The 16,341-nt window shown below is 50.0% G+C and carries 15 protein-coding genes and 1 rRNA gene; 2 read left to right on the forward strand and 14 right to left on the reverse strand.

The window, feature by feature from the left end; translation table 11 throughout:
• Nucleotides 1–83 precede the first annotated feature (83 nt).
• Nucleotides 84–199 (forward strand): 5S ribosomal RNA (rrf, locus tag FDW96_RS03130).
• Nucleotides 200–303: 104 nt separating this feature from the next.
• Here rrf and FDW96_RS03135 read toward each other — a convergent pair.
• From FDW96_RS03135 to FDW96_RS03165, 7 genes are all read right to left on the reverse strand, one after another.
• The gene (locus FDW96_RS03135; protein WP_061382546.1) at nucleotides 304–1,062 is read right to left on the reverse strand and encodes an amino acid ABC transporter ATP-binding protein; all 759 of its coding nucleotides are present in this window, start codon (nucleotides 1,060–1,062) and stop codon (nucleotides 304–306) included.
• Nucleotides 1,063–1,069: 7 nt separating this feature from the next.
• Nucleotides 1,070–2,173, reverse strand: a complete 1,104-nt coding sequence (locus FDW96_RS03140) for an amino acid ABC transporter permease (protein ID WP_061382545.1) — start codon at nucleotides 2,171–2,173, stop codon at nucleotides 1,070–1,072.
• A gap of 9 nt (nucleotides 2,174–2,182) precedes the next feature.
• Entirely contained in the window at nucleotides 2,183–3,364 is a 1,182-nt protein-coding gene (locus FDW96_RS03145) for an amino acid ABC transporter permease (RefSeq protein WP_061382544.1), read from the reverse strand.
• A 69-nt stretch (nucleotides 3,365–3,433) separates the two neighbouring features.
• Nucleotides 3,434–4,459 (reverse strand): amino acid ABC transporter substrate-binding protein, encoded by a 1,026-nt coding sequence (locus FDW96_RS03150; RefSeq protein WP_038634415.1) that lies wholly within the window; start codon nucleotides 4,457–4,459, stop codon nucleotides 3,434–3,436.
• A gap of 459 nt (nucleotides 4,460–4,918) precedes the next feature.
• Complete coding sequence (locus tag FDW96_RS03155) at nucleotides 4,919–5,140, reverse strand: lipoprotein (RefSeq protein WP_137365210.1); 222 nt, start codon at nucleotides 5,138–5,140, stop codon at nucleotides 4,919–4,921.
• 271 nt (nucleotides 5,141–5,411) lie between these two features.
• Nucleotides 5,412–8,525 carry an efflux RND transporter permease subunit gene (locus FDW96_RS03160; RefSeq protein WP_042311363.1) on the reverse strand — a complete coding sequence of 1,038 codons (3,114 nt, stop codon included), beginning with the start codon at nucleotides 8,523–8,525 and terminating at the stop codon, nucleotides 5,412–5,414.
• 11 nt (nucleotides 8,526–8,536) lie between these two features.
• A complete protein-coding gene (locus FDW96_RS03165) occupies nucleotides 8,537–9,697 on the reverse strand; it encodes an efflux RND transporter periplasmic adaptor subunit (protein WP_061382543.1) in 1,161 nt (386 codons plus the stop codon).
• Between the two features lie 413 nt (nucleotides 9,698–10,110).
• Here FDW96_RS03165 and envR point away from each other — a divergent pair, with 413 nt between their 5' ends.
• Nucleotides 10,111–10,767 (forward strand): acrEF/envCD operon transcriptional regulator, encoded by a 657-nt coding sequence (gene envR, locus FDW96_RS03170; protein WP_047026429.1) that lies wholly within the window; start codon nucleotides 10,111–10,113, stop codon nucleotides 10,765–10,767.
• Nucleotides 10,768–10,801: 34 nt separating this feature from the next.
• On the opposite strand, the gene FDW96_RS03175 is transcribed toward envR, so the two are convergent.
• The 7 genes from FDW96_RS03175 to FDW96_RS03205 form a co-directional block, all read right to left on the reverse strand.
• Nucleotides 10,802–10,966, reverse strand: a complete 165-nt coding sequence (locus FDW96_RS03175; RefSeq protein WP_032940702.1) for a DUF2556 family protein — start codon at nucleotides 10,964–10,966, stop codon at nucleotides 10,802–10,804.
• 82 nt (nucleotides 10,967–11,048) lie between these two features.
• Entirely contained in the window at nucleotides 11,049–11,933 is an 885-nt protein-coding gene (gene yhdJ / locus FDW96_RS03180; protein ID WP_042311358.1) for an adenine-specific DNA-methyltransferase, read from the reverse strand.
• A gap of 88 nt (nucleotides 11,934–12,021) precedes the next feature.
• A complete protein-coding gene (gene fis, locus FDW96_RS03185; protein ID WP_000462905.1) occupies nucleotides 12,022–12,318 on the reverse strand; it encodes a DNA-binding transcriptional regulator Fis in 297 nt (98 codons plus the stop codon).
• A gap of 25 nt (nucleotides 12,319–12,343) precedes the next feature.
• Entirely contained in the window at nucleotides 12,344–13,309 is a 966-nt protein-coding gene (dusB, locus tag FDW96_RS03190; RefSeq protein ID WP_061382541.1) for a tRNA dihydrouridine synthase DusB, read from the reverse strand.
• Between the two features lie 360 nt (nucleotides 13,310–13,669).
• Nucleotides 13,670–14,551, reverse strand: coding sequence for a 50S ribosomal protein L11 methyltransferase (gene prmA / locus FDW96_RS03195; RefSeq protein WP_061382540.1), 882 nt, complete (start codon nucleotides 14,549–14,551; stop codon nucleotides 13,670–13,672).
• 11 nt (nucleotides 14,552–14,562) lie between these two features.
• Nucleotides 14,563–16,014: a sodium/pantothenate symporter gene (gene panF / locus FDW96_RS03200; RefSeq protein ID WP_042311352.1), complete on the reverse strand. Its 1,452-nt coding sequence runs from the start codon at nucleotides 16,012–16,014 to the stop codon at nucleotides 14,563–14,565.
• On the reverse strand, nucleotides 16,004–16,246 hold the full coding sequence (locus FDW96_RS03205; RefSeq protein ID WP_006687800.1) for a YhdT family protein: 243 nt from the start codon (nucleotides 16,244–16,246) through the stop codon (nucleotides 16,004–16,006). The genes panF and FDW96_RS03205 overlap by 11 nt, the downstream gene beginning before the upstream one ends.
• Between the last annotated feature and the right edge of the window lie 95 nt (nucleotides 16,247–16,341).

The raw sequence follows: 16,341 nt of genomic DNA on the forward strand, positions 1-16,341 counted from the left end.
TTGGTAAGGGTGAGGTCCCCAGTTCGACTCTGGGTATCAGCACCAGTTTTTCGGTTAAAGTTCGGCGCTTAGAAAAGAATTTGTCTGGCGGCTGTAGCGCGGTGGTCCCACCTGACCCCATGCCGAACTCAGAAGTGAAACGCCGTAGCGCCGATGGTAGTGTGGGGTCTCCCCATGCGAGAGTAGGGAACTGCCAGGCATCAAACAAGTGAAAAGGCCATCCGAAAGGATGGCCTTTTTGCGTTATGCTTCTTGCTAACCTGTAAGCCCGGTATGCGCAACGCCACCGGGCAAAACAGAAGATTAATGAATCACCTGCGACAGGAATGCCCGGGTACGTTCTGATCTGGGATTGGCAAAAAACTCATCTGGCGGCGCCTGCTCCACAATCTCGCCAAGATCCATGAAGATCACGCGGTCGGCCACCGTGCGGGCAAATCCCATTTCATGGGTAACGCACAGCATAGTCATACCCGATTGCGCCAGACCGATCATGGTATCAAGCACCTCTTTCACCATTTCTGGATCCAGCGCTGATGTGGGTTCATCAAACAACATAATTTTAGGTTTCATACATAACGAACGTGCAATGGCCACACGCTGCTGTTGCCCGCCAGAGATTTGCCCTGGATATTTATGCGCATGTTCGGCAATGCGAACCCGTTCAAGGTAGTGCATTGCCAACACTTCAGCCTCTTTTTTCGGCATTTTTTGCACCCAGACTGGTGCCAGCGTACAGTTTTGCAGGACCGTCAAATGAGGAAAGAGATTGAAGTGTTGAAAGACCATGCCAACTTCTTGCCTGACGCGCTCAATATTGCGAATGTCTTCATTGAGTTCAATCCCATCCACCACAATACGTCCTTGCTGATGCTCTTCCAGATGGTTAATACAACGGATAGTTGTCGATTTACCCGAGCCGGAAGGACCGCATAAGACGATACGCTCTCCTTGTTTTACCTGCAGATTGATGTTTTTCAAAACGTGGAACTGTCCGTACCATTTGTTGACGTTTTCCAGCGTAATCATCGCGTCAGTAGACGGCATTAATAATTGGTTCATAAATTCCTCAGTGCGGTGTACGCCCGGTATTAAAACGTTTTTCCAGATGTTGGCTGTAACGCGACATACTGAAACAAAAGATCCAGTAAATTAGTGCGGCAAAAACATATCCTTCAGTCGACATACCCAGCCATGTAGGATCCACGGTTGCTTGCTGCACGCTGCTGAAGAGATCAAACAGGCCGATGATGATGACCAAACTGGTATCCTTGAACAGGGCAATAATCGTATTAACCAAACCAGGAATAACCAGCTTGAGAGCTTGTGGAAGAATGACCAACCCTTGGGTTTTCCAGTACCCTAGCGCCAGTGATTCAGCCGCTTCATACTGACCTTTTGGCAAGGCCTGTAATCCCCCACGAACCACCTCCGCGACATAGGCTGACTGGAAAAGAATGACGCCGACCAGGGCCCGGATAAGCTTGTCGATGCTGGTCCCCTCCGACATAAACAGAGGGAGCATGACAGAGGACATAAACAGGACGGTGATCAACGGTACGCCGCGCCAGAACTCAATAAAAATGACGGACAAAATCCGAACGATTGGCATATGAGAACGACGTCCCAATGCCAGTAGAATCCCCCACGGGAGTGCACCCGCAATACCGACGGATGCGATGATAAGCGTCAGCGTTAACCCGCCCCACTGCCGGGTCTCTACCCGCTCAAGTCCGAGAAAACCACCGTACATCAACCACCAGACCACCAAAGGATAAACAACTGCCCAAACGGCGATATAACGACCACGGTGGGGAATGATTTTCCAGAACATGGGAACGATTGAAACAAGGCCAATCAGCAGGGCCAGATTTATGCGCCAGCGCTGATCGTGTGGGTAAAGCCCATACATGAATTGTCCGAAGCGTTCATGAATGAACACCCAGCAGGCCCCCGCTTTGGTACAGTCAGCTCTGGTAGAGCCTATCCAGTTGGCCTGAAAAAATACCCAGTTCAACAGCGGTGGAAGGAAGGACCAAATTAGCCACACGCATAGCAGCGTGAGCAGGCTATTTGACCAAGTGGAGAACAGGTTTTTGCGAACCCAGAACAGACAGCGGCTTGCCGGGTTACTGCTCTGGCGCGAGGGGTGAGACAGTAGTGCTTTTGTCATCATGGCTCCTTAGCGCTCGATCAGTGCGATACGACGGTTATAAATATTCATCAGTAGAGAAATGCTCAGGCTGATGATCAGGTATACCGACATCGTGATGGCAATAGTTTCAATGGCTTGTCCCGTTTGATTGAGTACCGTGCCAGCAAACAGGGAAACCATATCCGGGTAGCCAATGGCGGCAGCGAGCGATGAATTTTTAACGATATTCAGGTACTGACTGGTTAGTGGAGGAATGATGACGCGCAGCGCCTGTGGGATGATGACCTGGCGGAGCGTCACCGGGTTTGGCAAACCCAGAGAGCGTGCTGCCTCATGTTGGCCATAAGGAACAGCCTGAATTCCTGCCCGAATAATTTCTGCAATAAACGCTGAGGTATACACTGAAAGCGCCAGCGTCAGAGCCGCTAGTTCAGGTATAAGCACCATCCCGCCACGGAAGTTAAAACCACGTAGCTCGGGGATATCCCAGTGAAGGGCCGCGCCAAAAAACCATTGTGAAATCATCGGTAAAAACACGAATAATGCCAGAGCTGTGGGCCAGGTACGGCGTAACTGACCGGTTTTGATCTGGTGCATTCTGTTGAAGCGAAATAGCCCGAAGGTGACAGCGATGGCAATAAGGACCGCAGTACAAAAGGCAAAAAGACCTTCTCCCATTTGCGGTGCCGGAATATACAGCCCCCGGTTGCTCAGAAACATCAAATCCAGCGCGTTTACGGCCTGACGTGGGCCGGGTAGGTTACGTAATACGGCAAAATACCAAAAGAAGATCTGCAATAGCGGCGGGATATTGCGGAACGTTTCGATATAGACCGTGGAGAGCTTTCGCAATAACCAGTTATCTGACAGGCGTGCCAGCCCGAGAAAGAAACCGAGAAATGAAGCGAAGACGATACATAGTGCGGAAACTAACAGCGTATTAAGCAGGCCGACCAGGAACACGCGGCCATAGGTATCGCCTTGCTCGTAATCAATCAGATGCTGGACGATACCAAATCCGGCGCTGCGGTCGAGAAAAGAAAATCCCGAGGTAATACCGCGACTGCTCAGGTTATTAATCGTGTTATGAATGAGATAGACCGCAATGCTAATGACCGCAATGACGGCGAGTATTTGGAATAACCAGGCGCGGACCGCAGGGTTAGAAAAGGATAGCGATCCTTTTACGGTTGAGCGGCGATGAAGCATAAGAAAACCTCGGTAACAATGGCTCTGGGCTGAGCGCCGCAGCTGCGGCGCCCGTTACATCACTTTGCATTAGCGCACCGGTGGCGCATATTGAATGCCACCGTTGTTCCAGAGGTTGTTCTGTCCACGTTTGATCTTCAACGGACTTTCCGATCCAACGTTACGTTCAAAGATCTCCGAGTAGTTACCTACCTGCTTAATAATGTTATAAGCCCATTTGTTATCAAGCTTCAGATCCTTGCCATAATCCCCTTCTTTACCTAGCAGATGCGCCATATCCGGCGTTGCAGGATTAGCCGCTTTTTCATCAACGTTTTTCGAGTTAACCCCCATCTCTTCCGCGTTCAGCATGGCGAACAGCGTCCAGCGAACAATGGAGAACCATTCATCGTCGCCACGACGTACAACCGGACCTAACGGTTCTTTAGAAATAACTTCTGGCAGGACAATCCATTCTGCAGGATTGCTCAGCTTGATGCGCAGGGCATACAGCTGAGACTGGTCGGAGGCCAGCGTATCACAACGTCCTGATTCCAGAGCCTTGGCTGATTCATCCGAGCGGTCAAACGTGACAGGGGTGTACTTCATATTATTGGCTTTAAAGTAGTCAGCCACGTTCAGTTCGGTATCGGTTCCTGCCTGAATACATACCGTTGCGCCATCCAGTTCTTTCGCGCTCTTCAGGCCGGCTTTATTGTGGGTAAGAAAACCAATGCCATCGTAATAGGTTACGCCAGTGAAAGACATGCCCATACCTGCATCACGAGAGGAGGTCCATGTGGTATTACGCGAGAGCATGTCGACTTCGCCAGACTGTAACGCGGTAAAACGTTCCTTGGCGGTGAGTGGGGTATATTTTACTTTGGTATCATCACCAAATACGGCGGAGGCAACGCCTCGGCATACGTCGACATCAATACCTGAAAACTTACCGCTCGCATCGGCGTAAGAGAAGCCAGGCAACCCGTCACTGATCCCGCATTGCACAAACCCTTTTTTCTTTACGGCATCAAGTGTTGCGCCGGCATGCGCCTGATTTGCTATCGCAAGGAGCACGCCGGCCGCAGCCAGGCTGGCTATTATCATCTTTTTCATAGAGCATCCTGTGTGGAGGAATTATTGTTATGAAAACGTTCTGAAAACGTCTTTTACCGGTCTGTGGCTTTGGCCATACTCTTTTAAGCAAAGGTAGTGCCAGGTTTTTGCGCACGATTATTCGACGCAATATGCAGAGTGTAGACAGGAAAAAATAAATGCAGCGCCCTGAAGTGGTGCAAAATTGAAACGTAAGCCACATTTCAGCGCAAAAATTTTAAAATTAGACAGGACGCGTGATAACGATTTCGGACGTTAATATTGATCGCGTGAGAATAATGAAAAGAAAACGTGGTGTAACCAAGAACAGGAAAAATGCTAATTTCAAATCGTGGATATGTGAGGGATATCTATAACAATTTTATTATTTAGAAAGGGCGATAAACCAACGTTTTGTCTTATATGTGAATTTCATTTTTATTGCTAAAAGCGCGGTAGCTACCGCGCTTTTAAGAAGAGTTATTTGGTCAGGGCAACTATCCCAAGCGTCAATCCGGCAACGGCGGCTGCGCCACCGGCGATGGCACCGGCTGTTTCCCAGTTATCCTGCGTGGTGCCTTTCATACAGGTATTGGTATGGACCAGGCGTCCCTGATCGTCGTATACAGGTACGCAAGGAGAATCGTGTGCACAACCGGCAAGAAACGCGGTAAACAATGCAACGGATATTAATCTTTTCATGGTGTTACCTCAAAAATAAGCGTTTCGCTAATTGAGCAAAGACAAACGCTAAGCCATCTGCGAACTCGGTCATTATTTTACCACTTCTTAAAAAAAGACTGACAGGAGGAATAATCTCAATTCATGTGGATTGTAAAAATAATGGATAAAAAGAAAGGTTGCGGGCAGGCTTTAAGGAACGACTTAAATGAAATAAATGGCTATCTTATTAATAAACAAAGAGAGAGTGTACCGATGAAAAAGGCGTCCGTAGACGCCTTTATTTTACAAATTAATCAGTGTGCCGACTAAAACGCCGTCTGACGACAACGAAGAAGACGGGAACGAAGAAGATCGCTAACAATGTTGCGGTTAGCATTCCCCCCATTACGCCGGTACCGACCGCATTCTGCGCACCGCTACCTGCGCCGTGGCTGATAACCAGAGGCATAACCCCCAGGATAAATGCCAGGGATGTCATCAGGATAGGGCGAAGACGCATGCGGGATGCCTCCAGCGTCGCTTCGATCAGTCCTTTGCCCTCTTTATCCATCAGGTCTTTGGCAAACTCGACGATCAGGATGGCGTTTTTAGCCGAGAGGCCGATAGTGGTTAGCAACCCAACCTGGAAGTACACGTCGTTATTCATCCCACGTAACGATGCTGCCAACAGAGCGCCAACCACGCCAAGCGGTACAACCAACATCACCGAGAACGGAATTGACCAGCTCTCATACAATGCGGCAAGGCAAAGGAAGACAACGATGAGCGAGATAGCATACAGCGCAGGCGCCTGGTTCCCTGAGAGTCGTTCCTGATAGGACATACCCGTCCAGTCATGGCCGATACCGTTAGGCAGTTTCTCCGCCAGGCTTTCCATCAGCGCCATCGCTTCACCGGTGCTTCGGCCTGGCGCAGCTTCTCCTAACAGTTCCATAGAAGGCATACCGTTGTAACGTTCCAGACGTGGTGAACCGTAGATCCAATGTGCGGAACTGAACGTGGAGAACGGTACCATTTCGCCATTGGCGCTACGAACATACAGATTATTGATGTCTTCCGGCAACATACGGAATTTGGCATCGGCCTGTACGTACACTTTTTTCACGCGGCCACGGTCAATGAAGTCATTGACGTAATAGCCACCCAGCGCAGCGGAGATGGTTTCATTAATATCGGACAGCGAGACACCAAGGGCCTGAGCTTTTTCCTGATCGACATCCAGCTTGAACTGGGCGGTATCCTCGAGACCGTTTGGACGCACGCGAACCAGCAGGTCAGGGTGTTTAGCAACCATACCCAGCAGTTGGTTACGCGCTTGTGTTAACGCGGTATGCCCCAGCCCGCCCTGGTCAATCAGCTCGAAGTCGAAGCCGGTTGCGGTACCCAGTTCAACAATGGCTGGCATGTTGAAAGGGAACACTAAGCCGTCACGAATCTGGCTAAACGCACGGGTTGCTCTGGCGATAATCGATTCAACGTTGTTCTCGTCGCCACTGCGTTCTTCCCAGGGCTTGAGGCTGACAAACGCCATCCCTGAGTTTTGCCCTTGCCCGCTGAAGCTAAAGCCGTTAACCGTAAAGACGCTTTCGACGTTGGCTTTCTCGTTGTTCAGGTAGTAATGCGTAACCTGATCCAGCACTTTCTGGGTTCGCTCTTGCGTTGCACCGGCCGGAAGCTGAATCATTGTCAGGAATACGCCCTGATCTTCTTCTGGCAAGAAGGAGGTTGGAAGGCGCATAAACAACACCGCCATCCCAATCACGATAATCAGGTAGACGACCAGGTAACGCCCGGTTTTACGCACAATACCGCTGACGCTATTGGTGTAATGATTGACGCTGTGATCGAATTTGGCATTAAACCAGCCAAAGAAACCGCTTTTATTCTCGTGATGTTCAGCCGATACCGGCTTCAACAGCGTTGCACAAAGCGCGGGAGTCAGGATCAGCGCTACCAGCACTGAAAGCGCCATTGCAGAAACGATGGTGATAGAGAACTGCCGATAGATAGCCCCGGTTGAGCCGCCGAAGAAGGCCATCGGGATAAATACCGCAGACAGCACCATGGCGATACCGACCAGCGCGCCCTGAATTTGTGACATGGATTTTTCTGTCGCCTCTTTGGGCGGCAGATTATCTTCCATCATCACACGTTCCACGTTTTCCACCACCACTATCGCATCATCAACCAATAGGCCGATGGCGAGTACCATGCCGAACATCGTCAGGGTGTTTATTGAGTAGCCAAACGCGGCAAGTACGGCAAATGTGCCCAACAATACAACAGGTACGGCAATGGTTGGAATGAGCGTAGCCCGGATGTTTTGCAGGAACAAATACATGACCAGGAACACCAGTACGATCGCTTCAAACAGCGTTTTTACCACTTCATGAATGGAGATGGTTACAAACGGGGTGGTGTCGTACGGATAGACCACCTTCATTCCCTGCGGGAAGAACGGTTGCAGTTCAACCAGCTTGGCTTTGATAGCGTTTGCGGTATCCAGCGCGTTTGCCCCGGTTGCCAGTTTGATCCCGAGACCGGATGCTGGTTTCCCGTTAATACGCGCGACTACGTTGTAGTTCTCACCACCCAACTCGATGCGTGCAACGTCTTTCAGGTGAACGACCGAACCATCGCTATTCACGCGTAAAGTTACTTTGCCGAACTCTTCAGGGTCTTTCAGTCGCGTTTGCGCAATGATAGAGGCATTAAGCTGCTGATTAGGCAACGCAGGCGTACCGCCTAACTGACCGGCAGCAATCTGATCGTTCTGCACCTTCAACTGATTGATCACATCAACCGGCGTGAGCTGGTACTTATTCAACAAGTTTGCATCCAGCCAGATACGCATAGCGTACTGCGCACCAAACAGCTGCACGTCACCCACGCCATTCAGACGGCTGATTGAGTCTTTAACGTTCGAGGCGACGTAGTCGGAAATGTCATCCTGAGTGGTTTGTGGGTTGTCAGAAACAAAACCCGCGACCATCAAAAAGCTGCTACTGGATTTCTCGACGCTGATCCCCTGCTGCTGAACTTCTTGCGGCAGTAAGGGAGTGGCGAGCTGCAGCTTGTTTTGTACCTGAACCTGCGCGATATCGGGGTCGGTACCGGACTGGAAGGTCAGCGTGATGGTCACACTCCCGGCTGAATCGCTGGTGGAGGACATATACATCAGGTTATCGATACCGTTCATATTCTGTTCGATAACCTGCGTGACGGTATCCTGTACCGTTTGCGCATCCGCACCTGGGTAGGTGGCGGAAACCGATACGGCAGGAGGCGCGATGGTCGGGTACTGCGCCACGGGCAGTTGCATAATTGCCAGAGCACCCGCCATCATCAGAATGATGGCCAGTACCCAGGCAAAGATAGGACGCCTGATAAAAAAGTTAGCCATGTCCGGTTACCTTATTGGGCTTTCGTCGCAGGGGGTTCGTTATCGGCGGTTGCTTTAACCTGAACGCCAGGGCGTGCTTTTTGTAAGCCGCTCACGATAACTTTGTCACCGGGTTGCAGACCTTCGCTGATGAGCCATTTGTCGCCAATCGCTTGAGCGGCGACAACTGCCCGCGCTTCAACCTGGCTCTTGTCGTTAACGACCATCACGGTGGCATCGCCACGAGGTGTACGTGTCACCCCCTGCTGCGGAACGAGAATGGCATTCGGCTGGACGCCTTCATCAATGCGAGCACGCACAAACATGCCTGGCAGCAGCGTGTGCTGTGGGTTAGGGAATACGGCTCTGAGAGTGATTGATCCGGTGCTTTCATCAACCGTCACATCAGAAAATTGCAATGAACCCTTGAGTGGGTATGCCTGACCATTTTCCATCACCAGCTCGACGGTACTGCTGGCGCTGTCTTTATGCAGACTGCCTTGTTCAATAGACTGCTTGAGGCGCATAAAGTCGTTACTGGACTGCGTCACGTCAACATAGATGGGATCGAGCTGTTGCACAGTAGCAAGCTCAGTTGCCTGACCATTCGTGACTAATGCGCCTTCGGTGACGTTAGATTTACCGATACGTCCGCTAATGGGCGATGTCACTTTGGTGTAGGCCAGGTTGATACGTGCGCTTTCGACTGCCGCTTTGGCCGCGATTACGGAGGCATCGGCCTGGCGGGCATCAGCAATTGCCTGATCGTACTCTTGCTGGCTGATGTACTTGGTGCCAACCAGCGGCACATAACGTTTTACCGTTAAATGCGCGATAGCGGCCGCCGCTTCACTCTTTGCCAGTTCGCCTTTGGCGCTGTCATAGTCAGCCTGGTAAGTCGCTGGATCGATCTGATAAAGCGATTGACCGGCTTCAACATCGCTACCCTCGGTGAAATTTCGTTTAAGTACAATTCCGCTCACCTGGGGGCGGACTTCTGCAATACGAAATGCTGTGGTGCGCCCGGGTAATTCGGTCGTCACGGCTAAGGGGGCCTTTTCGACGACATGGACAGTCACCTGCGGCTCTGCGGGATGTGCTTGTGTTTCTCCCTGATCGTTACAACCGGCGAGTAATGCAGCGGAGATGATGATGAATGAGGGCAGGAGTGAAAACCTGGCATTTTTCGTCATTTCTATTCCTTAAAAAACCGAACGCTCGTTATTAACCGGGTAACAGCGGAGGTGATAACGCGCACAAGAAAAATAATAGTTGGCTATCCTACAAATTATTAGCTTGCGATGTAAGCAATACTTATTTATGGGCGGGGTTCACGGCACATAAAAGCAAAAAAAGATTAATCAGCTACCGTTTCATTGTGATATTTATAGCAACACCATGATGCTGATAAATACATTTTGAAATGATCATCTGAATGGTGAATATATTTGTTTTTGTTATTTGTTTTATCTATTCGTGTGTAATGTCCACAATTAAATACTTTAGACCTCGTCTAAATAAACGCTAAGTGATACATTTGTTCCAGATCGAAAATATTAGATAAGAAAGTTAATCATTCTCTACTCCAATCCAGATAGTCGGAATCATGGCCAGAAAAACGAAAGCGGATGCCCTCAAAACGCGACAGCACCTGATGGAAACGGCGATTGTACAGTTTGCCGCACGTGGCGTAGGTAATACGACGCTAAACGACATAGCGGATGCCGCCAATGTGACACGGGGTGCACTTTATTGGCATTTCGAAAATAAAACTCAATTGTTTAATGAGTTATGGTTACAACAACCTCCTTTACGCGATCTTATTCAGGACAAGCTTATTGGTCGTTGGGGTGATAACCCTTTACAGCGACTGCGTGAAAAATTTGTGGTGGGATTACAATATATTGCGGAGAACCCTCGTCAGCAGGCATTAATGCAGATTTTATATCATAAATGCGAATTCCATAAAGATATGATATCAGAGCAGGCCATTCGCGATAAAATAGGTCTCAGCCACCAAAGTATTCGCGATTCTCTCCAACGGTGCATAGATGAAAATTTGATTGCCACCAGCTTGGATTTAGACGTTATCATCATTATTTTGCATGGTAGCTTTAGCGGAATAATAAAAAACTGGTTAATGAATCCAGAGAGTTATGATCTGTATGGGCAAGCGCCAGCATTAGTTGATAATGTATTAAAAATGTTAAGCCCGGACGGCTGCGTAATGCAATTAATGCAGAGTGAAAACCAGGTTGGGTAGTCTAGCCGCCAGGGCCTGACGGCTGTCGACGGTGCTAGTCGAGATCGGCGCAGTTGACCAGTTTTAGGGGATTTACTGAGTTCATATTCCGACACTTGTCGTGCTCTGTTGTCATCAGTTCTATCCACTGGATGAGCAGCGCATCAAAAAGAAAAACGAAGACCGCAAAAACAACCAGCCACCAATACTTGCGAATCATTGCTAAATCCTGTGTATTCATGCCCAAGCTTGCAGGGAATATACACGAAATCAGTAAGCTGAAAAGCAGACTTACAATGCCTTTACTTTGCCGAAAGAGCGCCACTGTTTGCCGTTAATCGGCTCTTTTTGGACAGGTTTTTTGTCTTACGTTTTTTCACTTTTGCAAGTTCAGTCTCTGAAAAATGAGAACCGATACTCAGTCTTCTGAGCCCCATTTTTACGTACTCAGCATTGATTTCAATACCGACAAATTTGCGACCTAATTCCACTGCGGTAGCGCCGGTTGTAAAGCTGCCGGCAAACGGATCCAGCACTTTGTCATCCGGGTTGGAGGAAGCCAGAATGATGCGTTCCAGGAGGGCTTTGGGTTTTTGAGTGGGGTGATTTTCGTATTCGTCCATCAGATAGCGAACGCGGGGAAAATCCCAGACATTGCCAGGTACTTTTTTCTGATTGTAAGGTTGGGGCGGATTCTTTCTGTAGTCTATTAGCGCACGTTTAGCGCCCGTTTTAGCTTCAACCAGAACATCATTACGATTAAACGTGTAGTTTTTCTGATCTTTGACCATCATCAGGATCGGTTCATACATCGAACCAAAGTAGTTTTTAGCCTGTACCCCTGAGCTATCATATGACCACACGATACGGCTTTTGATGGTAAAAAGCTGGCGACATTTGAGGTCGATGTACGGCATGTTCTCCGTACTGTTCATGATGTACATGCTACCGTGTGGTTTGAGAATGCGATGGCACTCGTCAATGCATTCAAACAGCCACGCCAGAAAGGTCTCTTCGTCCCAGGATTCCACCATCCCGTCAAAGTCTTTGCCGATGTTATAAGGTGGGTCGGCAAAAATGAGATCGATGCTTTCAGCGGGTAGCTTTTTTAGCTCAGTCAGCGCGTCACCCAGGATTATCTTTTTAGATTCATCGCCAAAGTAGACAGGTTCACATCTTGCGTTCATCGCCAAAGCCTCCCGTGTGACGTTAATAAAAAAGGCGCTTCCCCATGCCGAGTAGCGCCTTTTAAAACAAACATTTAACTGATTAGTATCAGTTCATGCCGTATTTTTTCAGTTTTTTACGCAGCGTACCACGGTTGATGCCCATCATCAGGGCAGCACGGGTCTGGTTACCGCGGGTGTATTGCATCACCATGTCCAACAGGGGCTGTTCTACTTCAGCCAGTACCAGCTCATAGAGATCATTAACGTCTTGACCATTCAATTGAGCAAAATAGTTCTTCAGTGCCTGTTTAACCGAGTCACGCAGGGGCTTTTGAGTTACCTGGTCCTGAGAGTTAACGGTAGAAACGGTCAGTACGTCAGAATTTACGCGTTGTTCGAACATAGTTCTGTCAGCTCTTTATTTCTGTTTACGCAAAATTTTCGAAGTATGCCTCCAACGCCGCCAGCTGTTCGCTGGAATCTTCAATGGCGTTGAATGTGCGCCGAAACTGGTCATCCGGAGCGTGTTCCTGGAGATACCAGGATACGTGTTTACGCGCAATTCGGTACCCTTTTGCCTGACCATAAAAGTCATGCAGTTCCCGAACATGCGCACAAAGCAAGCGCTTCACCTCTGCCAGTGGCAGTGGGGGCAGCAGCTCCCCAGTGTCCAGATAATGCTGGATTTCCCGAAAGATCCAGGGTCTTCCCTGAGCTGCACGGCCTATCATCAGGGCATCCGCCCCCGTATAGTCGAGTACAGCTCTGGCTTTAAGCGGGTCAGTAATGTCGCCATTCGCGATAATCGGAATGGAAACTTTCTGCTTAACTGCCCGAATACTGTCGTACTCAGCATCTCCATTGAACAAACAGGCGCGGGTGCGTCCATGAATGGTCAGAGCCTGAATGCCACAGTCTTCAGCCAGTTGGGCAATCTCTACGCAGTTACGGTGTTCCGGAGCCCAGCCGGTGCGAATCTTGAGTGTGACAGGAACGTCCACTGCATTGACGACCTCGGTTAGTATTGATTTCACTAAATCCGGGTACTGCAAGAGGGCTGAACCTGCGAGCTTGCGATTCACTTTTTTAGCCGGACACCCCATATTGATATCAATAATCTGGGCGCCGCTTTCCACGTTAATACGTGCGGCATCGGCCATCTCAACAGGATCGCTACCGGCAATTTGCACCGTGCGAATTCCTGGCTCATCAACGTGCACCATCCGTAAACGAGACTTGTCGCTTTCCCAAACCTGCGGGTTAGAAGACATCATCTCGGATACCGTCAATCCGGCTCCCATCTCATAGCACAGCGTCCTGAATGGTCTGTCAGTGATGCCAGCCATAGGTGCTGCGATCAGGCGATTTCTGAGCTGGTATTGTCCGATGCGCATGAGTTAAGAAATGACCATACTGTGACTGCAAGGCGGCGTATATTACGCATTTTTCGCACGAGATGAAAGGCCAAACTTTGACCAATCCACTGAGGTGGATCAATGAATTGCTGGTTAAGTACACAGTTTCAAATTAAAATCTTTAATAATCATTTGGATACGTGGTTGTGTTAATTTGTCATCCGTTTATAAATTCCGAAAACTTCTCTTTTTTTATTATGGCCAGCCTTAGGTTATCAGGATAAAAAGCTGTTTTTGTGAGCAAATAGTGACTTTGTAATGCGATCTCGCTCTCATTTCCGCAAATCCTTTTGCGAAAAAAAGAGCGATTTTTGCGTTACCAACGGTAACGAGAAGGGATTATTTTTTCTGTCCGGTAATGCGACACCACTCTTCTTTCTCGATAACCGGATCGAGCGTAAAGAGATCGGCATAGGCTTCACAGACGCTTTCCGCCTGGCTGGCAAGAATACCAGAAAGCCCCAGTAAACCGCCCTCAACGGGCAGCACGCTGATTAACGGCGCCAGTTCACGTAATGGGCCTGCAAGGATGTTGGCGACCACCACATCGGCTTTCATCGCCTCTGGCTGGTCTTTAGGCAGATAAAGTTCCAGACGCTCAGAAACGCCATTACGCTGGGCGTTATCACGGCTGGCCTGAATCGCTTGCGGATCGATATCCACACCAATCGCTTTCGCCGCACCCAGCTTCAGTGCCGCAATGGCAAGAATGCCGGAGCCGCAGCCAAAGTCGATAACCGTTTTACCGTTAAGATCGAGACCATCCAGCCATTGCAGGCACAGAGAGGTGGTTGGGTGAGTGCCAGTACCAAACGCCAGTCCCGGGTCGAGCATCACGTTGACGGCGTTCTCATCCGGGACATCGCGCCAGCTTGGGCAAATCCACAGACGTTCACCAAAGCGCATTGGGTGGAAGTTATCCATCCATTCGCGTTCCCAGTCTTTGTCTTCAAGCTGTTCGATTTTATGCGCGAAGCCAGCACCCAGCAGCGGATGCTGCTCCAGAATAGCAACGACCTCTTTCATGTCGGTTTCTGCATCGAACAAGCCGATAACGTCGGTATCGCCCCACAGGCGAGTCTCGCCCGGCAGTGGTTCAAATACCGGCGTATCATGCGTATCCTGGAAGGTAATGGAAACGGAGCCCGCTTCCATCAGTGCGTCGCTCAACTCTTCAGCGTTTGCACCGGTCGTGTTCAGTTTCAGTTGAATCCATGGCATGGCAAAACTCTTTATTTATCAGTAGTCAATATGGCGGCTTGCGGAACGGCAGAACCGAAACGGTTGCCGATCAGGAAAGCCAGCAAACTTATCAGTAACGAGGGCACAATCGGATGAAAGCCCAGGTACTGAATGTTAAAGGTAGCGAGTACGGCATAAAGTACGCCGCCGACAATCATTGCGCTCAGTGCGCCAGCCGCGTTTGCCCGCTCCCAGTAAAGGCCCAGCACCAACGGCCACAGGAAGACGGCTTCCAACCCGCCAAACGCCAGCAGGTTAAGCCAGATAATCATTTCTGGCGGCTTCCACGCGGCCAGCAACAGTAACGCGCCCAGCAGCAGAGTGATCACTGCCGACATGCGTTTCAACCGTGTTTCATTTTGCAGTTGTTCCGGGCGAAGGTTCAGATAGAGATCTTTAATGATCGTAGCGGAACTTTGCAGCAATTGGGCATTGATCGTCGACATGATCGCGGCCATGGGCGCGGCGAGGAAGATCCCGGCTGCTACCGGCGGCAAGACTTTTACCATTAGCGTGGGAATAACCAGATCCGGTACCGTCAGGTTAGGGATCACCGCCCGGCCCAACGCGCCGGCCAGATGCATACCAAACATCAGGACAGCCACTACGATAGTGCCAATGATAATTCCACGGTGTACCGCTTTGCTGTCCTTATAGGAGATGCAGCGCACCGCCGTATGCGGCAGGCCAATCACGCCAAAGCATACCAGTACCCAGAACGAGGTCATAAACGTGGGGGACAGAATGTCATCAGCGCCCTGCGGCGAGACCAGTTTAGGATCGATGGTTTGCAGGGTGACCACCGCATTGCTGAGACCACCGGCGGCATGGACGACACCGACCAGCAGTACGATAGTCCCAATCAGCATCACCATGCCCTGCATCGTGTCGTTCAACACGCTGGCGCGAAATCCGCCAAACGCCGTGTATAACGCGATACTGACGCCAAAAATCAGCAGGCCGGTTTCGTAAGGTATACCCGCTGCCGTTTCCAGCAAACGCGCGCCGCCAATAAACTGTACGGTCATTGCACCGACAAACGCGACCAGCAGGCTGAGGCTCGCCAGCCATACCAGCAGGCGGCTTTGGTAGCGGGCAAACAGCATATCGTTGAGGGTAACCGCATTATAACGGCGTGCAAGAATGGCGAATTTTTTGCCGAGAATACCCAACGACAACCAGACGGCGGGCAGTTGGATCATCGCTAACAAAACCCATCCCAGTCCGTATTTGTAAGCGGCACCTGGGCCGCCGATAAACGAGCTGGCGCTAATGTAGGTTGCCGTTAGCGTCATGGCTAACACGACCCCGCCCATAGAGCGGCTGCCGAGGAAATATTCATTCAGGAAGGTGCCAGTCGACCTTTTGCGCATGGCGTAAACAGAGAGGCCGAAAACCACCAGAAGATAGGCGACCAGCGGCAAAATAACTTCAAGCTGCATCATCATCCTCCAGAGGAATGTCGCGATAAATAAACTTCACCATCGCCCAGCACAGTACGATGAAAACCAATGGCGTCAGCAGACAGGCCATTTCAAACCAGTGCGGCAGGCCAGTAAAACCCAGAGTGGAGTCTGGTAAGTAAGCGGCCACTAACCATGCGGCAAGATATAAAAGGGTCAGCCACAGCGCCCAGCGCGCCTCTTTATGGGCCTGAACAAAACGAGCGTCCATTTTTTGTCCCTTGTGGATAAAGAAAGCGGGGATTGTACCTTATGGCACGTATGGGAGGGGAGAAAAACAAAAGGCCGGAATTTCCGGCCTTTTCG

Origin of the sequence: Citrobacter sp. TBCS-15 (assembly GCF_005280815.1) — a bacterium.
GTDB classification, from domain to species: Bacteria; Pseudomonadota; Gammaproteobacteria; order Enterobacterales; family Enterobacteriaceae; genus Citrobacter; species Citrobacter werkmanii.

Coding starts and splice junctions, on each gene's coding strand:
- panF (WP_042311352.1), bottom strand. CDS start 16,014: ATGCAGCTTGAAGTTATTTTGCCGCTGGTCGCCTATCTTCTGGTGGTT.
- FDW96_RS03150 (WP_038634415.1), bottom strand. CDS start 4,459: ATGAAAAAGATGATAATAGCCAGCCTGGCTGCGGCCGGCGTGCTCCTT.
- FDW96_RS03160 (WP_042311363.1), bottom strand. CDS start 8,525: ATGGCTAACTTTTTTATCAGGCGTCCTATCTTTGCCTGGGTACTGGCC.
- prmA (WP_061382540.1), bottom strand. CDS start 14,551: ATGCCATGGATTCAACTGAAACTGAACACGACCGGTGCAAACGCTGAA.
- FDW96_RS03155 (WP_137365210.1), bottom strand. CDS start 5,140: ATGAAAAGATTAATATCCGTTGCATTGTTTACCGCGTTTCTTGCCGGT.
- FDW96_RS03135 (WP_061382546.1), bottom strand. CDS start 1,062: ATGAACCAATTATTAATGCCGTCTACTGACGCGATGATTACGCTGGAA.
- fis (WP_000462905.1), bottom strand. CDS start 12,318: ATGTTCGAACAACGCGTAAATTCTGACGTACTGACCGTTTCTACCGTT.
- envR (WP_047026429.1), top strand. CDS start 10,111: ATGGCCAGAAAAACGAAAGCGGATGCCCTCAAAACGCGACAGCACCTG.
- FDW96_RS03205 (WP_006687800.1), bottom strand. CDS start 16,246: ATGGACGCTCGTTTTGTTCAGGCCCATAAAGAGGCGCGCTGGGCGCTG.
- FDW96_RS03145 (WP_061382544.1), bottom strand. CDS start 3,364: ATGCTTCATCGCCGCTCAACCGTAAAAGGATCGCTATCCTTTTCTAAC.
- yhdJ (WP_042311358.1), bottom strand. CDS start 11,933: ATGAACGCAAGATGTGAACCTGTCTACTTTGGCGATGAATCTAAAAAG.
- FDW96_RS03175 (WP_032940702.1), bottom strand. CDS start 10,966: ATGATTCGCAAGTATTGGTGGCTGGTTGTTTTTGCGGTCTTCGTTTTT.
- FDW96_RS03140 (WP_061382545.1), bottom strand. CDS start 2,173: ATGACAAAAGCACTACTGTCTCACCCCTCGCGCCAGAGCAGTAACCCG.
- FDW96_RS03165 (WP_061382543.1), bottom strand. CDS start 9,697: ATGACGAAAAATGCCAGGTTTTCACTCCTGCCCTCATTCATCATCATC.
- dusB (WP_061382541.1), bottom strand. CDS start 13,309: ATGCGCATCGGACAATACCAGCTCAGAAATCGCCTGATCGCAGCACCT.